Origin of the sequence: Chryseobacterium gwangjuense (assembly GCF_021311115.1) — a bacterium.
GTDB lineage: Bacteria > Bacteroidota > Bacteroidia > Flavobacteriales > Weeksellaceae > Chryseobacterium > Chryseobacterium gwangjuense.
Window position 1 is genome coordinate 123,223 of the sequence record NZ_JAJTNP010000008.1, and the last position, 18,977, is coordinate 142,199.

Genomic DNA, 18,977 nt, shown 5'->3' on the forward strand with positions numbered 1-18,977 from the left:
TATTGCATATTGCTTTAAGCTTACCGCAATTCTTAACGTTTTGAGAATTGGAATCTCTTTCTTGCTTTTTTCTGACCTGGCTTCTTTCTTTCCACCATTCTTGCGTCTCTTGTAAGTAAACCAGCTGGTTTCAAAGCTAATCTGAATTCAGCATTGATTTCGCATAAAGCTCTTGAAATACCTAATCTGATAGCTTCTGCCTGACCTGTATTACCACCACCGAAAACATTTACGGTAACGTCATACTGACCAACAGTTTCAGAAAGGATAAACGGTTGGTTTAGTTTGTAAACCATCACGTCTGTAGAGAAATAAGTTGCAGCATCTTTACCGTTTACTGTAATGTTACCAGTTCCTGGCTTTACATAAACTCTAGCTACAGAAGTTTTTCTTCTTCCGATTTTGTGAACTATAGACATAAATTAATTATTTAAATTCGTTAACATTAATTGTTTTAGGCTGTTGAGCTTCATGTTTGTGCTCAGTTCCTTCATATAAATAAAGGTTCTTTAATAAAGCAGATCCTAATCTGTTTTTAGGCAACATACCTTTTACAGACTTTTCTAATACTTTTAAAGAATCTTTCTTTTGAAGTTCAGCCGCAGTCATAGACTTCTGTCCTCCAGGGTAACCTGTATGCCAGATATAAGTCTTATCGTTCCACTTGTTTCCAGAAAGAGTAACTTTCCCAGCGTTCAAAACGATTACGTTATCACCACAATCTACGTGAGGTGTGTAGTTCGTTTTGTGCTTACCTCTCAAAATCTTTGCAACCGTAGAAGCTAGTCTTCCCAACGGTTGTCCTTCAGCGTCTACCACAACCCATTCTTTATTAGCAGTAGCTTTGTTCGCTGAAACAGTTTTGTAACTTAATGTATTCACACGTTTTAGTTAAAGATTAAACATAATTTTCCCCTAAAAGGGTGTGCAAAGGTACAAATTATTTTCGGAATGCAAAAACATATTTTATTTAATCTATTGATTACGGGTTTAGCTTGGGCGATGTGATAGACTTGTTCGATAAAATTCACAATCCCAAACAAATACAATTTTTCTATAAAAACTTTTCAATAAAACTCAAAAAAGAAAAACAATTTAAAAATTCAACACTTTTTTCATCCTATTTATTAATTTTATTTAAACATGTATTCAAAATAGTATCGATATAATTATTTTATCTCTATAATTAATTATATTTGCCCTAAACACCGATAAACTATGAGCCACGGAAAAACCAGAGAAGACAAAACGTGCCTTAACTGCGGACATACCGTTGAAGAAAGATTTTGCCCCCATTGCGGACAAGAAAATATAGAACCGAAACAGCCCTTCCACTTCCTCTTCACCCATTTCGTTGAAGACTTCACTCACTATGATGGCGAATTCTGGAAAACAATAAAATATTTATTACTAAAACCAGGAAAATTAACCAAAGAATATCTTGCAGGAAAAAGACAATTATATGTCGCTCCGGTAAAACTCTATATTTTTATAAGTTTTATTACATTTTTCCTTCCTTCCCTTTTCTCCAGCTCAGAAGAGGAAGCAACAGAACATGATAAAAAAGAACATGTAGCTAAAAAAGCAGAAAAAGAAAATGCTAAAGACGGAAAAACGGCAAAATTTACAGACAGCTTACAGCGCCCCCTATCCAAAGAGCAATTAAGTAAGCAACCTCCATCAAAGAACAACAAAGATATAAAGGTAACAGAAGTTAACGGAAACGATATCAATACGGATGCTTTAGGAGAAACTGAAGATGGCAAATTAAGTGTTGTCGGTGCCCGTAATATGAAACAGTACGATTCTATTTACAATAGCGACAAGAGAAACTCGGTTGTATATGGTTTTTTGAAGCCCTTCGCAAAAAAAATATTCCATATGCAGGAACAAGGGTTAAAAAAGGAGCTTATTATGGACAAGTTTAAAGAATCCCTGATTCACACCCTTCCGAAAGCCCTTTTTGTTTACCTGCCCATTTTTGCTTTTTTCCTGTGGATCTTTCACAACAAAAAGAAATGGTGGTATTTTGATCACGGGATTTTCACCCTTCACTATTTTTCATTCCTTCTATTAGGAACACTTATTTTAATATGTTTTGATAAGATCACAGACCTTTTGCCGGATTACGGTGTTTTAACTGTATTATATATCATCATTTATTTTGCAGCGATCATCTATATGTCTATCTATTTCTTCATAGCCCACCACAGAGTGTATGAAAGCTCCCGAACCATGAGTGTATTCAAAGGCATATTTTTATTTATGATCAATTTTATCGGAATAATCTTTATGGGATTATTATTAATGTATGCGAGTTTTTTAATGATGCATTAATCACGAAGCGTCTTATTCGCTCTGAAGCTTGCAATTAAATAATATGCTACAAAAACAGTAGAAAATTTAAGGATTGAAGGAATTGCCAATTCAAGGCTAAAAATCAGGGTTCCGATCACAACCAATACTCCCATTGCTACAAAAGACAATCCTAATTTTTGTGGCAATGTAAAATTCGGTGTATCCAGGTAATAAGCGATTCCCCATGCAATACCGAAAGCCAGGGCATAATAAATGTCAAGACCAAGGTTTTCTGAACTGTAAAAGAAGTAATTAATTAAAAAACTCAAAACCGTTCCTAACGCAAAATAGAGCAATGCCTTTTTCATACCTTATATATTATGGTGCAAAAGTAGATAAATTAATTTGAGAATGTAAAAATGAATATTGCTTCACTTTTAAACTAATGTTTGTTTAACAGCTAAACATCCGATTAACAAAACCAATACAAACATTTGAATATCAACACCTTAAAATAAAATAAAAGGTTACTATTTTATTATTATATTTGGGAATTCAGAAATTTTCTAGTTTTTTTATGGAAACCCAAAAATATACTCCAAAAAATAAAGTAAGAATCGTGACCGCTGCATCGTTATTCGATGGTCATGATGCTGCGATTAATATTATGCGTCGTGTAATTCAGGGAACAGGATGTGAAGTTATCCACCTTGGTCACGATAAATCGGCAGAAGAAGTTGTAAATACAGCTATTCAAGAAGATGCCAATGCAATTGCCTTAACTTCTTATCAAGGCGGTCACAACGAATATTTCAAATACATCTACGATCTTTTAAGAGAAAAAAACTCTCCGCAAATCAAAATCTTTGGTGGCGGTGGTGGTGTAATCCTGCCTGAAGAAATCGAAGATATCATGTCTTACGGAATCGACAGAATTTATTCTCCGGACGACGGTCGTGAACTTGGTTTACAGGGAATGATCGATGATTTGGTGAAAAGATCAGATTTCGCAACAGGAAAAGAAGTAACAGCAAACGACTTAGATGCAATCAGTTTTGAAAACTCTACAAGCATTGCAAAAATTATTTCTGCAGTAGAAAACTTTTCAGAAGAAAAACCTGATTTAGTACAAGCTATTGACGAAAAATCAAAAGACTTAAATATCCCGATCATCGGTATCACAGGAACCGGAGGAGCGGGAAAATCTTCATTAACAGATGAATTGGTAAGACGTTTCATCCGTTCAAATCCGGATAAAAAAATTGCCATCATTTCAATTGACCCTTCCAAAAAGAAAACCGGAGGAGCACTTTTGGGAGACAGAATTCGTATGAACGCGATCAATGATCCGCGAGTGTATATGCGTTCGATGGCAACGAGAGAAAACAACGTTTCTGTTTCTCCGTTCATTCATTCAGCTTTGAATGTATTAAAACTGGCTCATCCTGATGTTATCATCCTTGAAACTTCGGGTATCGGACAATCTGGTTCAGAAGTTTCTGATTTTGCAGATGTTTCCATGTATGTAATGACTCCTGAGTATGGAGCTTCCACTCAGTTGGAAAAAATCGACATGTTGGATTATGCAGATTTGGTTGCTTTAAATAAATCTGACAAAAGAGGAGCTCTTGATGCGCTTCAGGCGGTAAGAAAGCAGTTCCAGAGAAACCATTTATTATGGGAACAGCAATTGGATGAAATGCCTGTTTATGCGACAAAAGCATCTCAGTTCAATGATCACGGAACAACAGAATTATACAACAGATTAGTTTCTAAAGTAAACGAAAAATTTGCTGATTTAAACTTAAAAGGTTTTGTTGAACAAGAAATTACAGATGAAGTAACGATTATTCCTCCGAAAAGAGTTCGTTACCTTTCTGAAATCGTTGAAAACAACAAACAATATGATGCCAACATCGAAAAACAAGCTGAGCTTGCGAGAAAAATGTACCATATTGAAGGTGTTAAAAATATTATTTCTAATGAAGCTTTAGATGCTGAATATCAAAAGGCGGAAAAAGAACTTCAACAAGAGAACATCGATTTCCTAAAAACTTGGGATGATACGAAAAAAGCTTTCCACGAAGAGTTCTATTCATATTTTGTAAGAGGAAAAGAAATCAAAGTGGAAACCTCAACAGAATCTTTATCTCACTTAAGAATTCCAAAAATCGCATTGCCAAAATACAATGATTGGGGTGATTTGATCAAATGGAAAGGCCAGGAAAATCTTCCGGGAGGATTCCCTTATACTGCGGGAATTTATCCTTTCAAGAGAACCGGAGAAGATCCGACGAGAATGTTTGCCGGAGAAGGAGGTCCTGAAAGAACCAACAGAAGATTCCACTATGTTTCTGCAGAAATGCCTGCAAAACGTTTGTCTACGGCTTTCGACTCAGTAACTCTTTACGGACAAGATCCGGCTTTACCACCAGATATTTATGGTAAAATCGGAAATGCGGGAGTTTCTATTGCGACTTTGGATGATGCTAAAAAACTATATTCAGGTTTTGATTTGGTAAATGCATTAACTTCAGTTTCAATGACAATCAACGGACCTGCGCCGATGTTGTTGGCTTTCTTCATGAATGCAGCAATCGATCAGAATGTTGAAAAATACATTGCTGAACACAAGCTTGAAGCCAATGTTGAAAAAGCTCTAAAAGCAAAATTTGACGACAAAGGTCTAGAAAGACCAAAATATAACGGTGAATTACCTCCATCAAATAATGGTTTAGGTCTAAAATTATTAGGTTTAACAGGAGATGAAGTGATTCCAGCGGAAGCGTATGCAGAAATTAAAGCAAAAACCATCGCAACAGTTCGTGGAACCGTTCAGGCAGATATTTTAAAAGAAGACCAAGCTCAGAATACTTGTATTTTCTCTACTGAATTTGCTTTGAGACTAATGGGTGACGTTCAGGAATATTTCATCACAGAAAAAGTAAGAAACTTCTACTCTGTTTCAATTTCAGGATATCATATTGCAGAAGCTGGTGCAAATCCGGTTTCCCAGTTGGCATTTACATTGGCAAATGGTTTCACTTATGTGGAATATTATTTGTCAAGAGGAATGGACATCAATGATTTTGCACCTAACTTATCATTCTTCTTCTCCAACGGTATCGACCCTGAATATTCAGTAATCGGACGTGTAGCAAGAAGAATCTGGGCAAAAGCAATGAAGTTAAAATACGGAGCAGATGAAAGAAGCCAGATGTTGAAATATCACATCCAGACTTCAGGACGTTCGCTTCACGCTCAGGAAATTGATTTCAACGATATCAGAACGACTTTACAGGCGCTTTATGCAATCTATGATAACTGTAATTCACTTCACACGAATGCTTATGACGAAGCGATTACAACGCCGACTGAGCAATCTGTAAGAAGAGCAATGGCGATTCAGTTGATTATCAATAAAGAATTAGGATTGGCGAAAAACGAAAATCCGCTTCAAGGTTCATTTATTATTGAAGAATTAACAGACCTTGTGGAAGAAGCTGTATATGCAGAATTCGACAGAATCACGGAAAGAGGCGGTGTTCTAGGGGCAATGGAAACGATGTATCAGCGTTCAAAAATCCAGGAAGAATCTATGCATTACGAATGGTTGAAGCATACAGGAGAATATCCTATTATCGGAGTAAATACTTTCCTTGGAAAAGACGGTTCACCAACAGTTCGTCCGGGAGAAGTTATCCGTTCGACAGAGGAAGAAAAACAGTTCCAGATTGAAATGCTTCACAACTTCCAGAATTCTAATCATGATAAATCGGAAGAAGCATTGAAAACATTGCAACACGCAGCCATCAATCAACAAAACTTATTTGAAGTCATGATGGATGCCGTGAAATACTGTTCTCTTGGACAAATTACCAATGCTTTATTTGAAGTAGGTGGTAAATACAGAAGAAACATGTAGTCCGTAGCCGGACTGGCAATTTTGAATACAAATTGTTTCAAGAATTATAAATTAAAACCTCAAGGAATTTTCTTTGAGGTTTTTTGTATTTTTATAAACTAAACATCTATTTTATCCGTTACCACACTACAAAATAACTAGTATGAAAAATAATTTTAAAAGAATATCACTTTTAATAACCATCAGTCTATCCTCAATCTTATTTGCACAAAAGCGGACGGAAGATTTCACCATCAGTCTTCCTGCTCAAAAAGCAGATAAAAGCTATTATAAAACCATTACAGTTATTGATAACAGAATCGACACAACTTCAATAGGAATTGTACAACAAGGCGCATTGAACGCAAAAGCAAGAGTTGTTCCCACCTCACCTCTTTCTAACCAGTTTCAAAATGTCTTGAATAGCATAAATGGAGAGAATGCAGAAAACGGGAGCCTGGTTTTATATCTTAAACAATTATATTTCGCAGAAGTTTCTAAAGCATTTACAGAATTCGGCTATTGTTATTTTCAAGGTTTCCTGTTTGCTAAAAACGAAAATGGAACTTATTCCTTACTTGAAAAAACAGATACGGTTGTAGATCATAAAGACTCAGATGTCACCAAAGATATCTTAAGAAAAGGGAGCGAAATGCTTGGTCAATTTATCTCTAAAAATGCATCCAGAAAACCTGAAACAACAGAGCAATACAGTTTTGATCAGATTAAAAAATTCGATGATATTGATAAACAATCTATAAGTCTGTTTAATTCGTCTCAACTAAAAGATGGTGTTTACAAAGATTATGCTTCCTTAAAAAATCAGCAACCTCAACAGGAAATCACCAATGCAAAGTTTTATGGTAATATGCCCAAGATTGTAAGAATCTACGAAACTGCTGACGGAAAAGAAAAAGAAATCAAGAAAGATGACATCTATGCTATAGTGTACAAAGGTGAACCTTACATCTATCTTCCTATTGAAAATCTTTTTACCAAAGCAGAAAAAAGAGACAACGATTATTATTTCGTGGGAAAGTTAAGATCCGGAGGTCCAAACACAGGCAATCTAAGCATCGGAATGTTTTTCGGAGCTGTTGGAGTGTTACTTGCCTCCAATCCTGCTTATCCGTTCGAACAAAAAATTGATTATCTCAACGGAGCTTTTATTCCGATTAAAGAAATTCAATCTAAAAAGTATTAAACAAACTGGCTCAGGAATTATAAAACAAAACCTTGAGGAATTTTCTTTGAGGTTTTTTGTATTTTTAAATCATTAAAAACATCATGTATGAGAAAAGAATTTCAAATAAAGGAGCCCTGCAATGTTGGTCGTGAAAATATGAAGGATATTCCAGAAGGCAGCTTCTGTGATTTTTGTTCAAAGAAAGTACATGATCTTACAAACAAAACTGAGGAGGAAATTCATCTTTTATTACAATCTGGCGAATCTGTTTGTGGAAGAATTCAAGCATCAAGATTGTATTCAAATGAAGAAAAATCGAAAATAAATTATAATTTCTTTACATTTCCCTTCCGAAAAATTGCTAGCGGAATTTTCTTGGCAGCAATATTTTCGTCTAATTTGAATGCACAAAAAAAAATGAAGGATACTCTTCAGGACAAAGAAATTCTTGACGGGATAATTGTATATGCCCACAAGTCTGAAGATGGTTATGAAAACGAACCGTATTATACTCCTCAAAACACTTATTTAGAAGTTAAAATTTCCGGGAATAAAAAGCTTTTAAGTGATCATATTAATGTGAATATCCTGACGTTAGAAAAAAGATATCCGGCAAATTATAATTACAATATAAAAATTAGAGAAGATTACTTAGGGTTCGAAAATATTTTTGTTTTTGAAAATGAGTACAACAAAACTCACGATGTAAACCAAAATCAATACTATACTTTCATCAGTAAAAGTAAATTTAAAGATGATGGTAAAACAGTCGATTTAAATTTAGATAAAGTCAAAAAAATAGAATTCAAGTCTGAAAATAAAGAAATTCCGTATTTTTTGGACGGAATAGAAATTTCTAAAGAAGACTTCGATCGAAAACGAAAAGAGCAAAAAATATTTTCTTATTACTTATCAGAAAGTTATGCCCTTACATTATTGGGAGAAGCAGCGGATTACGAAAATGGAATCGTAGTTTCTTACAGTGAGTAAATTAACTTTCAACATAAAATTCCCCTTCATTTTTAAAGGATTTTTTATTTTCGCATTACATTTATTTTCATGAAACCAAAAGCCATTTTCAACTGGAGCAGCGGAAAAGATTCTGCTCTTGCATTATATAAAACTTTACAGGAAGACAAATTTGAAATTATTTCTTTACTGACAAGCATCAATAAAGAATTCCAAAGAATTTCTATGCATGGAGTTCATGTTTCGTTATTGGAAAAACAGGCTAAAAGTCTTGGGTTTCCTTTGCTTAAAATGGAACTTCCCAAAGAACCTTCAATGGAAGAATACCGGGAGATCATGAGCAAAACCATGAATCAAATACAATCTCAAGGCGTTACTCATTCTATTTTTGGAGATATTTTTCTGGAAGATTTAAGAAAATACCGAGAAGATCAGTTACAATCCATCGGAATGGAAGGTGTTTTCCCGTTATGGAAAATCAATACAACCGACCTCATTCATGAGTTTTTAGAATTAGGTTTTAAAACCATTGTAACCTGCGTAAACGAAACCTATCTGGATAAAAGCTTCGCAGGAAGAATTATTGATCATGATTTCATCAAAGACCTCCCTGAAAATGTAGATCCTTGTGGTGAAAATGGGGAGTTTCACACTTTTACTTTTGATGGCCCTATTTTTAAAAATCCTATTGATTTTGAGGTTGGAGAAATTGTTAAAAAAACTTATCCTAAACCAAAATCCGATGAAAACGATCAGGAAGGAGAATATGTTTTCTGGTTTTGCGATTTGATTTCAAAATAATAAAAAGTCTTTTGTATGCACAAAAGACTTTTCTTAATTTAACTTTTAATATTTAAAACGGAGAATGATATATAATGATGTACCAAATAATCAAAAAAAGCAACTGATAAACAGGTGCTTTTTTTGATACAATTAAGTATTAAGTATTAAATATTATTTATGTTTTTCTGCATACTCTGTTGGAGTAAGATATTTTGTGTCTAAAACTCTATTTATTTTTATAGAAGCAAATAGCGTCAATAAGAAAATAACAATCCCAAAAATAATATAGGAAGTTGTTTTGGATGTCGTTGTTTTTGTCATTGTTTTTATAATTAACAAGTTTTACAAATTCTATCTTGAACACAGTTATAATAATCATTCATATCTTGTGTTGAACTACTAGCAGGACTTTGACATACAATTGCGGATGTAATAACAACTATAACCTCTTCCCAAAAACTGCAATGATCCCAATATGTCGTCCCATTCAAATTACGAGTACAATTATTATTATCATGAGTACCAAAAAATTTAGATTCTCCATTATTAACAGATAATTCGGTTAAATATGCATTAAGTTCTTCCTCTCCATATGTATCAACTAAAATTTGAGAATTTTGAGCAATAGCATCTAAAGAGTTTGTTATTCCAGTATAATCATCTTGTGACATAGCAGCTTTATAAGCTTGAATATTATTAATAACAGCAATTAAATTTTCATTTTGTTGAAAATCATTCAATTCCTGAGCTGTTTTGGAAGCAACGTCATTAGCAGGAGTTTCTTTTTTAACATTGTCATGCGATTCCATTATATCACCTGAATTATTTGTACAAGACAATATAATAACAAACAGTGTACTGAAAGCTAAAATAATTTTTTTCATCTTAATTTTATTTAAAGGTTTGTAATCAAAGTTATTAAAATAATTCATACATGTAAGAATTGTTATAATAAACAAAAGAAACAACACTAAAAACAACACTAAAAACATCAAATAATCACTAAATCAACAACTATATTAATAATTTAACAAAGTAGCTTCAATTCAACCTACACAAATACTGATAATTTTTTCAACGTTTTTTTATGTTCAAAGAAATTAATAATACCAAAAAGAACTATCATTTGTGCAAAAAAAGGAAGAATCAAGGTGACTAAACCAAACAGAATATCCTCCTGATGATGATTTTTCAATAGCAAATAAGCATATTTCCCTTCTTTGGAAACAATTTGAGCCATCGTAGTCATACTTACGATCATAATTCCCATATTTTGCTGATAGATGGAATAGAATGATCTTCCTTTATATTTAAAATCTCTTTTAACGTAATTTCTGATTTTATAATTGTACCCCCAAACTAATGCAGGAGCCAATAGAAACAGCATATTCTGCCCTCTAAAAAAATCAGTATACATTTCCTGACTATCAGAAAAATAAATAAACAATAGATTAACCCCAAGAGAAATCATTGCATACAAAAAAGACTTTTTAAGAATATCATTATATTTTGCTTTAGCAATTTTCTTAACCATTACCGGAATCTGCTCCGAGTAAAATAGTGAATAACTTGTCATCTTAAACTCTTGTTCCCACAATTTTTGAGTTTTTAAAAACGCTTCTTCAAAACTCAACCTGTCTCTGTTTTGAATATCCAAAACCTGGGAAGCCATATGATCTTCCACCTCCAGTAAAATATCCAACGGAAGCTTTTGAAAAATAAGATAATCCTTGATAAGATCTATTTGTTCTTTGTTCATGAAAGTAATACATTAATTTTTTTCGATCTGAAATACAAAAGCTGAATTTGTACGATGACACTATATAAAATAATGAGCTGATTCAATATTGGTTTCCAAAAATCGAAAGTTCCTGAAAAAAATCCTACGAATGGAAAAACTAAAATAGCAACAACTATATTTCTTAATAACAAAGGATGAAAACTCATTTGCTGATATTCCCGGAAACTCATTTTCTTCCAAATAAAATTATACATCAAAATGATTACAAAAAATAAAAGAATCAAAATCTCCGTATAAAAAAATAGCTCTTCAGAAATTGGAATACTTAGCCCTAATAACATTGAAAAAAGAAGCGACGAATACACAATCTTTTTAAATCTTGTCTGTAACATCTTTTTTTCAATTCTGGTAATCTTCCTAAATGAAAACACATCTGCCTTTACCATTTCCAATTCGTGCCGCCAATTCAGTTTCACCTGAATAAAAGCCTCCAGAAAACTGATACTTTTTTTGTTCATCAATTCAGAAATCTGCATTACAAAATGATCTTCCAGTTCCACCAAAATATCTAATGGAAGTTTTTTTGAAAGCAGATACTCACGAATCTCTTTTTCGTATTCAACCATCATCATATATCAAAAATAGCTTTAAGATTAAACAGATAACTTTTCATTTCATCTTCCTGAAATGCCTGTTGTTTTTTTCCTTTCTCGGTTAACAGGTAATATTTTCGGTTTCTCCCATTAATTTCCTGCACTTCAGAGGTAATAATGCCGTCTGCTTCCAATTTATGTAAAAGAGGATACAATGCACCTTCTGTCATTTCCAGTTCACCTTCTGTAAGTTCTTTTGCACGCTGCGTAATTTGATAGCCATACATTTTAACTTCTTTTGAAAGCAGTTTTAAAATAATATTCTGAAGCGTTCCTTTATAGAGACTATTTTTTTTCATCCCGAAAATTTAATACCTCACAAATCTATGCATAATTTTCTTATGCATGAAAAGAATTTTTTAACTTAAATAAATATTACCTTTGAAATATGAAAAAAATGTACTTCATAGCGATTTATCCTCCTCAACATATTATTGAAGAAATAAGCATTTTTAAAAAAGATCTTGCCATTAATTATGGAAATTCCAAAGCACTGAAAAACGAAGCTCATATTACCTTGTTTCCTCCATTTGACCGGGAAATTGAGCTTGAAGATGATATACATGTGGCTTTTCAAAAAATCAATACAGAGCTTCCTCCTTTTGAAATTACATTAAATGGTTTCGGAAGTTTTCCTAATCCTAAAAATCCGGTTTTATTTGTACAGCCTGAGGAAAACGAAAATTTGAAGCAACTTCATTATAAGGTAAAAGAAAGATTCAACTTTAAAAACTATTCCTTCAATCCTCATGTAACGATAGGATATAGAGATCTTACTTATGAAAACTTTCTGAAAGCATGGATGAATTACAAGGAAAAGCCATACAAAACTAAATTATTAGTTGACAAAATCGTATTACTCCGCCATGACGGAAAATGGGTTCCTATTGCCGAGAAAACATTCTCAGGAAAATAATTTTTATCCATTTTTTCAACTCCCTGAATAAAGCATTATCTTTGACACAATGACTTCAACAGAGAAAATAATATTAGGAATTGACCCCGGAACTACGGTAATGGGATTCGGATTAATTTCCGTAAAAAGAGGAAAAATGGAAATGGTTTCTATTCATGAATTGCTCTTAAAGAAATACCCGAATCACGAAACAAAACTTAAATATATTTTTGAAAAAACATTGGCTCTGATCGATGAATTCCATCCGGATGAAGTGGCATTAGAAGCTCCTTTCTATGGAAAAAACGTTCAGAGTATGCTAAAGCTAGGACGAGCTCAGGGTGTTGCGATGGCAGCAAGCCTCTACCGAAACATTCCTATTACAGAATATTCCCCCAAAAAAATAAAAATGGCCATCACCGGAAATGGAAATGCCAGTAAAGAACAGGTTGCCGGGATGCTTCAGAATCTTTTAAACCTGAAAGAATTCCCAACTAAATATTTAGATGCTTCCGATGGTTTGGCTGTAGCAGTTTGCCATCATTTTAATTCCGGAACCATTGCAGATACTAAATCATATACCGGATGGGAAAGTTTTTTAAAACAAAACCCAGATCGTTTGAAATAATCTACCCTCACCGGATTACTTATTAAATCATTTCGTTTTATATTCAGCGGGAGTAATAGTAAAATCAGCAGTTAATTTTCCGTTTTTATCAGAATAAGAATACTGTAACGTCACATCGTTATTTCTGAACTCATCCATATCAGCAGAAGTTTTCACCGATTTGATTGCCCCTTCTTTCGCCTGACTTTTAAATGCTTCTATTTCTTCATGGGTTACACTTTCTTTAACATCCTCCGTTAAAGTATAATTATATTTGAAAACTTTATTAGGCAAAGCAGAAACACTATCCAAACGCACTCCGTCACTGAGAGTTTGTGGTGTAAGTTTGTTCATATTTGCCGCAGCTTCTTTCAATTCCTCATCAACAGTTTTCTCATTTTTACAAGAACCCAAAACGAATGCGACACATAGTAAGGAAAGTCTTATTGCATTTTTCATAACTATCTTTTTTGTGGATTGATTACTTAAAGGTAAGACTATTTTCACAAATGGAATTTTCATCTATTGTTACAATCGCACATATACATCTTCAATTTCCCTTACTTTACCTTCTAAAATTTCGTTATATGTAATTGAAAATTTACTTTTTGATATTATTTTATAACGCTCATTTACTTTTAAATCAAGATCTAAATAGGAAAAAGAACCTTCATTAATTGTAATGATAATCTTACCTGAATTGCTTTTTATTTCACAGTTTTTGCCCGCAACATAGTTTTTGGTTAAAAAAACAGCTGTATTCTCTTTTTCAAAAGTTAGTGAGTATTTTTTTTCGCATTCATGAAGAGGATAAGCTTTTTTATTATTTTCATCCCGATAATTCCTTTCAATTAATTTCCAATTTCCAAGGAAATAATTTTTATCATCAGAGCTACTCTCTATATTCTTAGCTGAATTTACATTTGTCTTTTGTGATTGACAGCTAATAAATAGTAAATAAAAAATGGAGAAACAGATTATTTTTTTCATTTTTTATGATAAAAAAAGAAGCTCTTTTTCAAGAGCTTCTTTTATATTTTAATTAGTTATTGATAAACTTTTTAGCGCTTCCCTTATCATTATTAGAATAATTAATAATATAGGTTCCTTTTGGAAGTTGCTGATTGATTTGGATCTCATTTGTTTTTGAATTTCCTTTCTGAATAAGCTTTCCACTCATATCAAAAAGCTGATAATCTCCAAAAATTTCACTTCTGTTTCCTACAAGCTGTAATATATTAGTATTTTTTACATATACAATTTTAGCCTCTCCTACATTATCTTTTACATCAGATGTTCCTAACGCATCCAACACTCTTACTGCATAATCTTCCATCTGTCCATACTGTAATTGGTCGCACGGTCCGAAATCCGGAAGGTTAACCGAACCAAATGTCGCTGCATCTACCGCAACTCTCATTCTTAAATAAGTATTCTTTACTGCTGAAGCAGGAGCTGTAATATCGTTCGCAAGAGTAACTGAAGCAGATGCTGCCACATTACTTGTAGACACATTGTTTACCACTAATTCAGCAGTTTCAAAAGTACCATTGTTGTTATAATCTATCCAGACTTTTGTTCTGAATTTATTTGCCTGACTAAATCCATTCAAATAGCTTACTTTAAGCGAAGTACTAGTCGTCGTAGAAATATCTGTATAGTAAGCGGGTCTAATACATGTTGCATTAGCATAATCAGAATAATACACAGGAGCTACCTCATCAGAATCATATCCGTTGGAAATACTGTTGATGTTTCCAAAACTAACTTTGTAAGGTCCTATTGCAAAATTATTATTGGTAGGATGAAGTGTTCCTGCAGGATTACATTGCGCTGCAATTACACTCACCGGAGATGCAATATTAACAGAAGGATCTTTCGCTGCTAGGGAGTTAATTAGATTTTTTCTGTATTCCATCATCATCATGACCGCTCTATCTCTTTGCCCATCTGTAAACTTACGGTTTGAATTGGTATAATTCATTACATTATATTGAGTTCCATCATAATTGGTTCCCGTACATGGGTCAATACTTGTGTTATTAGGAACTGTTACCCCATACATACTTCTTGAAGGTGAAGTATCACAGACTCTGTCACCGCTAGTTGCACAGTTTGCATTTGTAGGGCATGTAGTTTGACTGGTATATGATACACCCTGAAAAGTATGATATAATCCGAATGCATGTCCAAGCTCGTGAGTAAGTGTGGTATCATTCAGGTTTTTGATGGTAGCTACTTTCATGAAACTTTCATAGCTGTAATCATAAGTATCCGGAAATGCAGCATACCCCATCAGACCATAAGACAGTTGTTGTTGACCATCAAATCCAATAACTACATAAATATTAAAATATGAATTCTCCGGCCAGTGCGGCGCAAGTTCATTTTTGATTATATAATCCGGAGTTCCATTAATACCTTGCATCGCCACTCCAGAAGTGTCATAATCTGCAAGAGTACTTCCATTATATCGCACAATACCTGATGTAGGCAGACAGCTTGGAGATCTTTTTGCCAATACAAGTTTAAAAGGAATCACAGCTCCACCAGTAGGTCCAGAACCTTCAGGATAAAATCCGTTTCCATATGTTGTAGCATACATACTATTTGCTCTAGCAATCCAATTTATAATTTCCTGATCTGTCACTGCAAGATTTGAATTTGCTGTAGCTTGAGATTCAATCACATGCACAACAACTGGAATTTCATATACTTGCCCTGTATAAAGAGCATTCCACGAAGTGGTTGCCCCAACTTTATTTAGATAAGACTGTGCATTCAAGCCTGCCAGTCTAGCATCCATTTCTTCTCTGCTCCTCTCCAAATTTGGATATTTGGTGTTCAATTTTCTCATTACTTCATCAAAACCACAAGAATTTGTGTTTTGAGAAAATGCACTAATAAAAGAGATTAATGCAAAAATTACACTTATTTTCTTCATATTATATATACTTATGTAATATTTTCGGCAAAACTATGATTATTTTCCAAATACAGTACTAAAAATTCAGTTAAATTTTACAAATATTTAACACCATTTCAATTAAAAAGAATTACTACTTAATAATCAATATATTAATCAAAATTCAAACTATACTTGGTAAAACATAATACTATTTTTAACATTGGTATGATTTTTAGTATTATTTTTGTATAAATTTTCAATCATGAAAAAAACACAATCAATTATAAATCAAATGGATTATAAGATTAATGGGTTCCAGAAATTTCTCATGATCTGTTCTGGAGGGAACATCCATATTCTAAGAAAAACACCCAGCGAATGGAATAAGTTTTCAGGCATTGGCGGCATTGTACTTTTTACGGCTGTTTTTGCTACGTTATCTGCTGGGTACGCAATGTTTACTGTCTTTGATAATATTTGGACAGCCATCGGATTCGGTATTCTATGGGGATTAATGATTTTCAATCTGGATCGTTACATCGTTTCATCCATAAAGAAAACAGGAACATGGTGGAATCAAGTATTAATGGCAATTCCACGTCTTATTTTGGCAACTTTTTTAGGGATCATTATTTCAAAGCCATTAGAGCTTAAAATTTTTGAAAAAGAAGTCAACAAACAGTTGAATACTATTATTCAAAGAAACAAAAAGCAACTTCAGGGAGAAATGAACGGGCGTATTCTGCAACAAAGCGGACCTTTTGAGACAGAGAAAAAACAAATCTCCGAAAAAATTGCCCAATATCAAAAATCTTATGATTCAGCTTCAGTGGAACTTGAAAAAGAAATTCTAGGAACCAAAACAGGTCTTACCAGTGGAAAAATTGGCTATGGAAGTAATGCAAAACGAAAACAGGAATTGAAGGAGCAAAGACGCCAAGATCTAGAAAATTATCAGAAACAAGTTGCTCCAAGACTCGAATATTTAGATAAAGAAATCTCAAAAGTTTATACTAACCTTGAAACGGAAAGAAAATCAACTGAGACATTTGAAGATAAATTCAACGGTTTTGCAGCACGACTTCAAGCATTGGATGAATTAGGAAAAAACTCGGCTATTATTGGCTTAGCAGCGAGCTTTATTATGGGGCTTTTTATTTGTCTTGAAATTTCTCCGGTTTTAGTAAAGCTTATTTCTCATATCGGACCTTACGATCATCTTCTTGAAAAAACAGAAAATGATTTCCGGTTATATGCTAAGGAGAAAATAGAAAAAGGAAATGCCGCGACAGATTTTAGGATTGATGATTTTAAAGAAAAACTAAAATAAAACATATTTATAAATAAAAACAATTTCGGCGGTCGCAAAGCGACCGCCGAAATTGTTTTTATATTATTCAAAAATTTACAAAGAATAGTTTGGAGCTTCCTGTGTAATAATAACGTCATGAGGGTGAGATTCTTTCAATCCGCTACCTGTAATCATTACCATTTTAGTCTCTTTCTGTAAAGCTTCCACATCTTTTGCACCACAATATCCCATTCCCGCTCTAAGACCTCCGGTCAGTTGGAAAATAACATCTTCCAATTTACCTTTACTCGGTACTCTTCCTTCAATTCCTTCCGGAACGAATTTTTTAGCCTCACTTTGGAAATATCTTTCTTTTCCACCTCTCTTCATGGCAGAAAGACTTCCCATTCCCTGATATGTTTTGAATTTTCTACCTTGGAATATAATTTCTTCACCCGGTGCTTCATCAGTTCCGGCTAATAATGAACCTAACATTACTGCTCCTGCTCCACTTGCAATTGCTTTTACGATATCTCCTGAAAGTTTAATACCTCCATCAGCAATTACTGCAACATTTTTAGTTTGAGCATATTCATAAACGTTGTAAATAGCAGATAACTGAGGAACTCCAACTCCTGCAACCACTCTCGTTGTACAGATAGAACCAGGTCCAACACCTACTTTAAGAACATTTGCCCCTGCTTCAATTAAATCTTTAGCAGCTTCAGCCGTTACAATGTTTCCACCCACGATATCCAAATCAGGATATACTCTTCTGATTTCTGAAATTTTATCTAAAACTCCTTTTGAGTGACCATGAGCAGAATCAATTCCGATAATATCAACTCCAGCCTGAACCAAAGCAGCAATTCTATCTAATGTATCTTCTCCAACACCAACTCCTGCTCCAACGATCAAACGACCGTTCTGATCTTTGTTTGCATTAGGATACTCTAATTGATTGTCAATATCTTTAATGGTAATTAAACCTACTAATTTATTTTCAGCATCAACGATTGGAAGTTTTTCAACTCTATTTTTAAGAAGAATTTCTTTCGCTTTCTCAAGATTTGTATTTTTATCAGAAGTGATCAGATTATCTTTGGTCATGATCTCCTCAACTTTCACGTTAAGATTTTCCTGATATTTTACATCTCTGTTGGTAATGATTCCGATCAAAACATTTTCTGCATCTACAACCGGTAAACCTGAGATTTTATATTTCGTCATCAATTCTTTAGCCTCTCCTAAAGTATGATCTTTTGAAAGAGTTACAGGATCTGAGATCATTCCGTTTTCAGAACGTTTCACTCTGTTTACTTGTGCTGCCTGTTCAGCGATCGTCATATTTTTATGAATGAAGCCCAAACCTCCAACTCTTGCCAAAGCAATTGCCAAATCTGCTTCTGTTACGGTATCCATAGCTGCGGATACAATCGGAACATTCAGCGTAATTTTGTCGGTAAGTCTTGATTTTAATGAAACCTGGTTAGGTAAAACTTCAGAATAAGAAGGAACTAGAAGCACGTCATCGAAAGTGATGGCTGTCTCTACAATTTTGTTATGAATAGACATCTTTACTTTCTTGCAAAATTAAGACATTTTGACGAGATACGAAAATTGATTTTAATAGTTTACATAAAATTTAATAATCAATATCTTAAATCAAAAAAACCGCTCTTTTTCAGAACGGTTGGTTTGCACAAAATAATAAGTATATGAATATGAAGTCACTTATTTGA

The 18,977-nt window shown here is 33.6% G+C and carries 20 protein-coding genes; 8 read left to right on the forward strand and 12 right to left on the reverse strand.

Annotated features, from left to right (window positions below; translation table 11 throughout):
• Nucleotides 1-32: 32 nt before the first annotated feature.
• Nucleotides 33-419 (reverse strand): 30S ribosomal protein S9, encoded by a 387-nt coding sequence (rpsI, locus tag LV842_RS15810; RefSeq protein ID WP_034678948.1) that lies wholly within the window; start codon nucleotides 417-419, stop codon nucleotides 33-35.
• 7 nt (nucleotides 420-426) lie between these two features.
• Nucleotides 427-882, reverse strand: a complete 456-nt coding sequence (gene rplM / locus LV842_RS15815) for a 50S ribosomal protein L13 (protein ID WP_007843275.1) — start codon at nucleotides 880-882, stop codon at nucleotides 427-429.
• A gap of 336 nt (nucleotides 883-1,218) precedes the next feature.
• On the opposite strand from rplM, the gene LV842_RS15820 reads away from it, so the two are divergent.
• Nucleotides 1,219-2,337, forward strand: a complete 1,119-nt coding sequence (locus tag LV842_RS15820; protein ID WP_233112398.1) for a DUF3667 domain-containing protein — start codon at nucleotides 1,219-1,221, stop codon at nucleotides 2,335-2,337.
• Here the strand turns inward: LV842_RS15820 and LV842_RS15825 are convergent.
• A complete protein-coding gene (locus LV842_RS15825) occupies nucleotides 2,334-2,666 on the reverse strand; it encodes a hypothetical protein (protein ID WP_233112399.1) in 333 nt (110 codons plus the stop codon). The two genes, LV842_RS15820 and LV842_RS15825, sit on opposite strands and share 4 nt — an antisense overlap.
• 209 nt (nucleotides 2,667-2,875) lie before the next feature.
• Here LV842_RS15825 and LV842_RS15830 point away from each other — a divergent pair, with 209 nt between their 5' ends.
• The 4 genes from LV842_RS15830 to LV842_RS15845 all read left to right on the forward strand — a co-directional run bounded on the left by LV842_RS15830 (nucleotide 2,876) and on the right by LV842_RS15845 (nucleotide 9,158).
• Entirely contained in the window at nucleotides 2,876-6,223 is a 3,348-nt protein-coding gene (locus tag LV842_RS15830; RefSeq protein WP_233112400.1) for a methylmalonyl-CoA mutase family protein, read from the forward strand.
• Between the two features lie 142 nt (nucleotides 6,224-6,365).
• Nucleotides 6,366-7,406 carry a hypothetical protein gene (locus LV842_RS15835; RefSeq protein WP_233112401.1) on the forward strand — a complete coding sequence of 347 codons (1,041 nt, stop codon included), beginning with the start codon at nucleotides 6,366-6,368 and terminating at the stop codon, nucleotides 7,404-7,406.
• Nucleotides 7,407-7,493: 87 nt separating this feature from the next.
• Nucleotides 7,494-8,378 (forward strand): hypothetical protein, encoded by an 885-nt coding sequence (locus tag LV842_RS15840; protein ID WP_233112402.1) that lies wholly within the window; start codon nucleotides 7,494-7,496, stop codon nucleotides 8,376-8,378.
• 69 nt (nucleotides 8,379-8,447) lie between these two features.
• Nucleotides 8,448-9,158 carry a Dph6-related ATP pyrophosphatase gene (locus LV842_RS15845; protein WP_233112403.1) on the forward strand — a complete coding sequence of 237 codons (711 nt, stop codon included), beginning with the start codon at nucleotides 8,448-8,450 and terminating at the stop codon, nucleotides 9,156-9,158.
• A gap of 153 nt (nucleotides 9,159-9,311) precedes the next feature.
• On the opposite strand, the gene LV842_RS15850 is transcribed toward LV842_RS15845, so the two are convergent.
• The 5 genes from LV842_RS15850 to LV842_RS15870 all read right to left on the reverse strand — a co-directional run bounded on the left by LV842_RS15850 (nucleotide 9,312) and on the right by LV842_RS15870 (nucleotide 11,833).
• Nucleotides 9,312-9,461: a hypothetical protein gene (locus LV842_RS15850; RefSeq protein WP_233112404.1), complete on the reverse strand. Its 150-nt coding sequence runs from the start codon at nucleotides 9,459-9,461 to the stop codon at nucleotides 9,312-9,314.
• 11 nt (nucleotides 9,462-9,472) lie between these two features.
• Nucleotides 9,473-10,024, reverse strand: a complete 552-nt coding sequence (locus LV842_RS15855) for a hypothetical protein (RefSeq protein ID WP_233112405.1) — start codon at nucleotides 10,022-10,024, stop codon at nucleotides 9,473-9,475.
• A gap of 167 nt (nucleotides 10,025-10,191) precedes the next feature.
• Nucleotides 10,192-10,899: a hypothetical protein gene (locus LV842_RS15860; RefSeq protein WP_233112406.1), complete on the reverse strand. Its 708-nt coding sequence runs from the start codon at nucleotides 10,897-10,899 to the stop codon at nucleotides 10,192-10,194.
• A complete protein-coding gene (locus tag LV842_RS15865; RefSeq protein WP_233112407.1) occupies nucleotides 10,896-11,513 on the reverse strand; it encodes a hypothetical protein in 618 nt (205 codons plus the stop codon). Before LV842_RS15865 ends, LV842_RS15860 begins: the two co-directional genes overlap by 4 nt.
• Nucleotides 11,510-11,833 (reverse strand): PadR family transcriptional regulator, encoded by a 324-nt coding sequence (locus LV842_RS15870; protein WP_233112408.1) that lies wholly within the window; start codon nucleotides 11,831-11,833, stop codon nucleotides 11,510-11,512. The genes LV842_RS15865 and LV842_RS15870 overlap by 4 nt, the downstream gene beginning before the upstream one ends.
• Before the next feature lie 98 nt (nucleotides 11,834-11,931).
• Here LV842_RS15870 and LV842_RS15875 point away from each other — a divergent pair, with 98 nt between their 5' ends.
• Together LV842_RS15875 and ruvC are read left to right on the forward strand one after the other, a co-directional pair.
• Nucleotides 11,932-12,450, forward strand: coding sequence for a 2'-5' RNA ligase family protein (locus LV842_RS15875; protein WP_233112409.1), 519 nt, complete (start codon nucleotides 11,932-11,934; stop codon nucleotides 12,448-12,450).
• A gap of 49 nt (nucleotides 12,451-12,499) precedes the next feature.
• The gene (gene ruvC / locus LV842_RS15880) at nucleotides 12,500-13,057 is read left to right on the forward strand and encodes a crossover junction endodeoxyribonuclease RuvC (RefSeq protein ID WP_233112410.1); all 558 of its coding nucleotides are present in this window, start codon (nucleotides 12,500-12,502) and stop codon (nucleotides 13,055-13,057) included.
• Between the two features lie 27 nt (nucleotides 13,058-13,084).
• On the opposite strand, the gene LV842_RS15885 is transcribed toward ruvC, so the two are convergent.
• From LV842_RS15885 to LV842_RS15895, 3 genes are all read right to left on the reverse strand, one after another.
• A complete protein-coding gene (locus LV842_RS15885; protein WP_233112411.1) occupies nucleotides 13,085-13,495 on the reverse strand; it encodes a hypothetical protein in 411 nt (136 codons plus the stop codon).
• A 69-nt stretch (nucleotides 13,496-13,564) separates the two neighbouring features.
• Nucleotides 13,565-14,026 carry a lipocalin family protein gene (locus LV842_RS15890; RefSeq protein WP_233112412.1) on the reverse strand — a complete coding sequence of 154 codons (462 nt, stop codon included), beginning with the start codon at nucleotides 14,024-14,026 and terminating at the stop codon, nucleotides 13,565-13,567.
• 52 nt (nucleotides 14,027-14,078) lie between these two features.
• Nucleotides 14,079-15,980 carry a zinc-dependent metalloprotease gene (locus LV842_RS15895; RefSeq protein WP_233112413.1) on the reverse strand — a complete coding sequence of 634 codons (1,902 nt, stop codon included), beginning with the start codon at nucleotides 15,978-15,980 and terminating at the stop codon, nucleotides 14,079-14,081.
• A gap of 226 nt (nucleotides 15,981-16,206) precedes the next feature.
• Here LV842_RS15895 and LV842_RS15900 point away from each other — a divergent pair, with 226 nt between their 5' ends.
• Nucleotides 16,207-17,274 carry a DUF4407 domain-containing protein gene (locus LV842_RS15900; protein WP_233112414.1) on the forward strand — a complete coding sequence of 356 codons (1,068 nt, stop codon included), beginning with the start codon at nucleotides 16,207-16,209 and terminating at the stop codon, nucleotides 17,272-17,274.
• A gap of 75 nt (nucleotides 17,275-17,349) precedes the next feature.
• Here the strand turns inward: LV842_RS15900 and guaB are convergent, their stop codons facing one another.
• Nucleotides 17,350-18,810: an IMP dehydrogenase gene (gene guaB / locus LV842_RS15905; protein WP_233112415.1), complete on the reverse strand. Its 1,461-nt coding sequence runs from the start codon at nucleotides 18,808-18,810 to the stop codon at nucleotides 17,350-17,352.
• Nucleotides 18,811-18,977 lie beyond the last annotated feature (167 nt).

What these genes read in the sequence shown, in the direction of transcription:
- LV842_RS15850 (WP_233112404.1), bottom strand. Translation starts at nt 9,461, where the DNA reads ATGACAAAAACAACGACATCCAAAACAACTTCCTATATTATTTTTGGG.
- LV842_RS15895 (WP_233112413.1), bottom strand. Translation starts at nt 15,980, where the DNA reads ATGAAGAAAATAAGTGTAATTTTTGCATTAATCTCTTTTATTAGTGCA.
- LV842_RS15870 (WP_233112408.1), bottom strand. Translation starts at nt 11,833, where the DNA reads ATGAAAAAAAATAGTCTCTATAAAGGAACGCTTCAGAATATTATTTTA.
- LV842_RS15845 (WP_233112403.1), top strand. Translation starts at nt 8,448, where the DNA reads ATGAAACCAAAAGCCATTTTCAACTGGAGCAGCGGAAAAGATTCTGCT.
- LV842_RS15875 (WP_233112409.1), top strand. Translation starts at nt 11,932, where the DNA reads ATGTACTTCATAGCGATTTATCCTCCTCAACATATTATTGAAGAAATA.
- ruvC (WP_233112410.1), top strand. Translation starts at nt 12,500, where the DNA reads ATGACTTCAACAGAGAAAATAATATTAGGAATTGACCCCGGAACTACG.
- rpsI (WP_034678948.1), bottom strand. Translation starts at nt 419, where the DNA reads ATGTCTATAGTTCACAAAATCGGAAGAAGAAAAACTTCTGTAGCTAGA.
- LV842_RS15900 (WP_233112414.1), top strand. Translation starts at nt 16,207, where the DNA reads ATGAAAAAAACACAATCAATTATAAATCAAATGGATTATAAGATTAAT.
- LV842_RS15865 (WP_233112407.1), bottom strand. Translation starts at nt 11,513, where the DNA reads ATGATGATGGTTGAATACGAAAAAGAGATTCGTGAGTATCTGCTTTCA.
- guaB (WP_233112415.1), bottom strand. Translation starts at nt 18,810, where the DNA reads ATGTCTATTCATAACAAAATTGTAGAGACAGCCATCACTTTCGATGAC.
- LV842_RS15835 (WP_233112401.1), top strand. Translation starts at nt 6,366, where the DNA reads ATGAAAAATAATTTTAAAAGAATATCACTTTTAATAACCATCAGTCTA.
- LV842_RS15840 (WP_233112402.1), top strand. Translation starts at nt 7,494, where the DNA reads ATGAGAAAAGAATTTCAAATAAAGGAGCCCTGCAATGTTGGTCGTGAA.
- LV842_RS15820 (WP_233112398.1), top strand. Translation starts at nt 1,219, where the DNA reads ATGAGCCACGGAAAAACCAGAGAAGACAAAACGTGCCTTAACTGCGGA.
- LV842_RS15890 (WP_233112412.1), bottom strand. Translation starts at nt 14,026, where the DNA reads ATGAAAAAAATAATCTGTTTCTCCATTTTTTATTTACTATTTATTAGC.
- LV842_RS15860 (WP_233112406.1), bottom strand. Translation starts at nt 10,899, where the DNA reads ATGAACAAAGAACAAATAGATCTTATCAAGGATTATCTTATTTTTCAA.
- LV842_RS15830 (WP_233112400.1), top strand. Translation starts at nt 2,876, where the DNA reads ATGGAAACCCAAAAATATACTCCAAAAAATAAAGTAAGAATCGTGACC.
- LV842_RS15855 (WP_233112405.1), bottom strand. Translation starts at nt 10,024, where the DNA reads ATGAAAAAAATTATTTTAGCTTTCAGTACACTGTTTGTTATTATATTG.
- LV842_RS15825 (WP_233112399.1), bottom strand. Translation starts at nt 2,666, where the DNA reads ATGAAAAAGGCATTGCTCTATTTTGCGTTAGGAACGGTTTTGAGTTTT.
- LV842_RS15885 (WP_233112411.1), bottom strand. Translation starts at nt 13,495, where the DNA reads ATGAAAAATGCAATAAGACTTTCCTTACTATGTGTCGCATTCGTTTTG.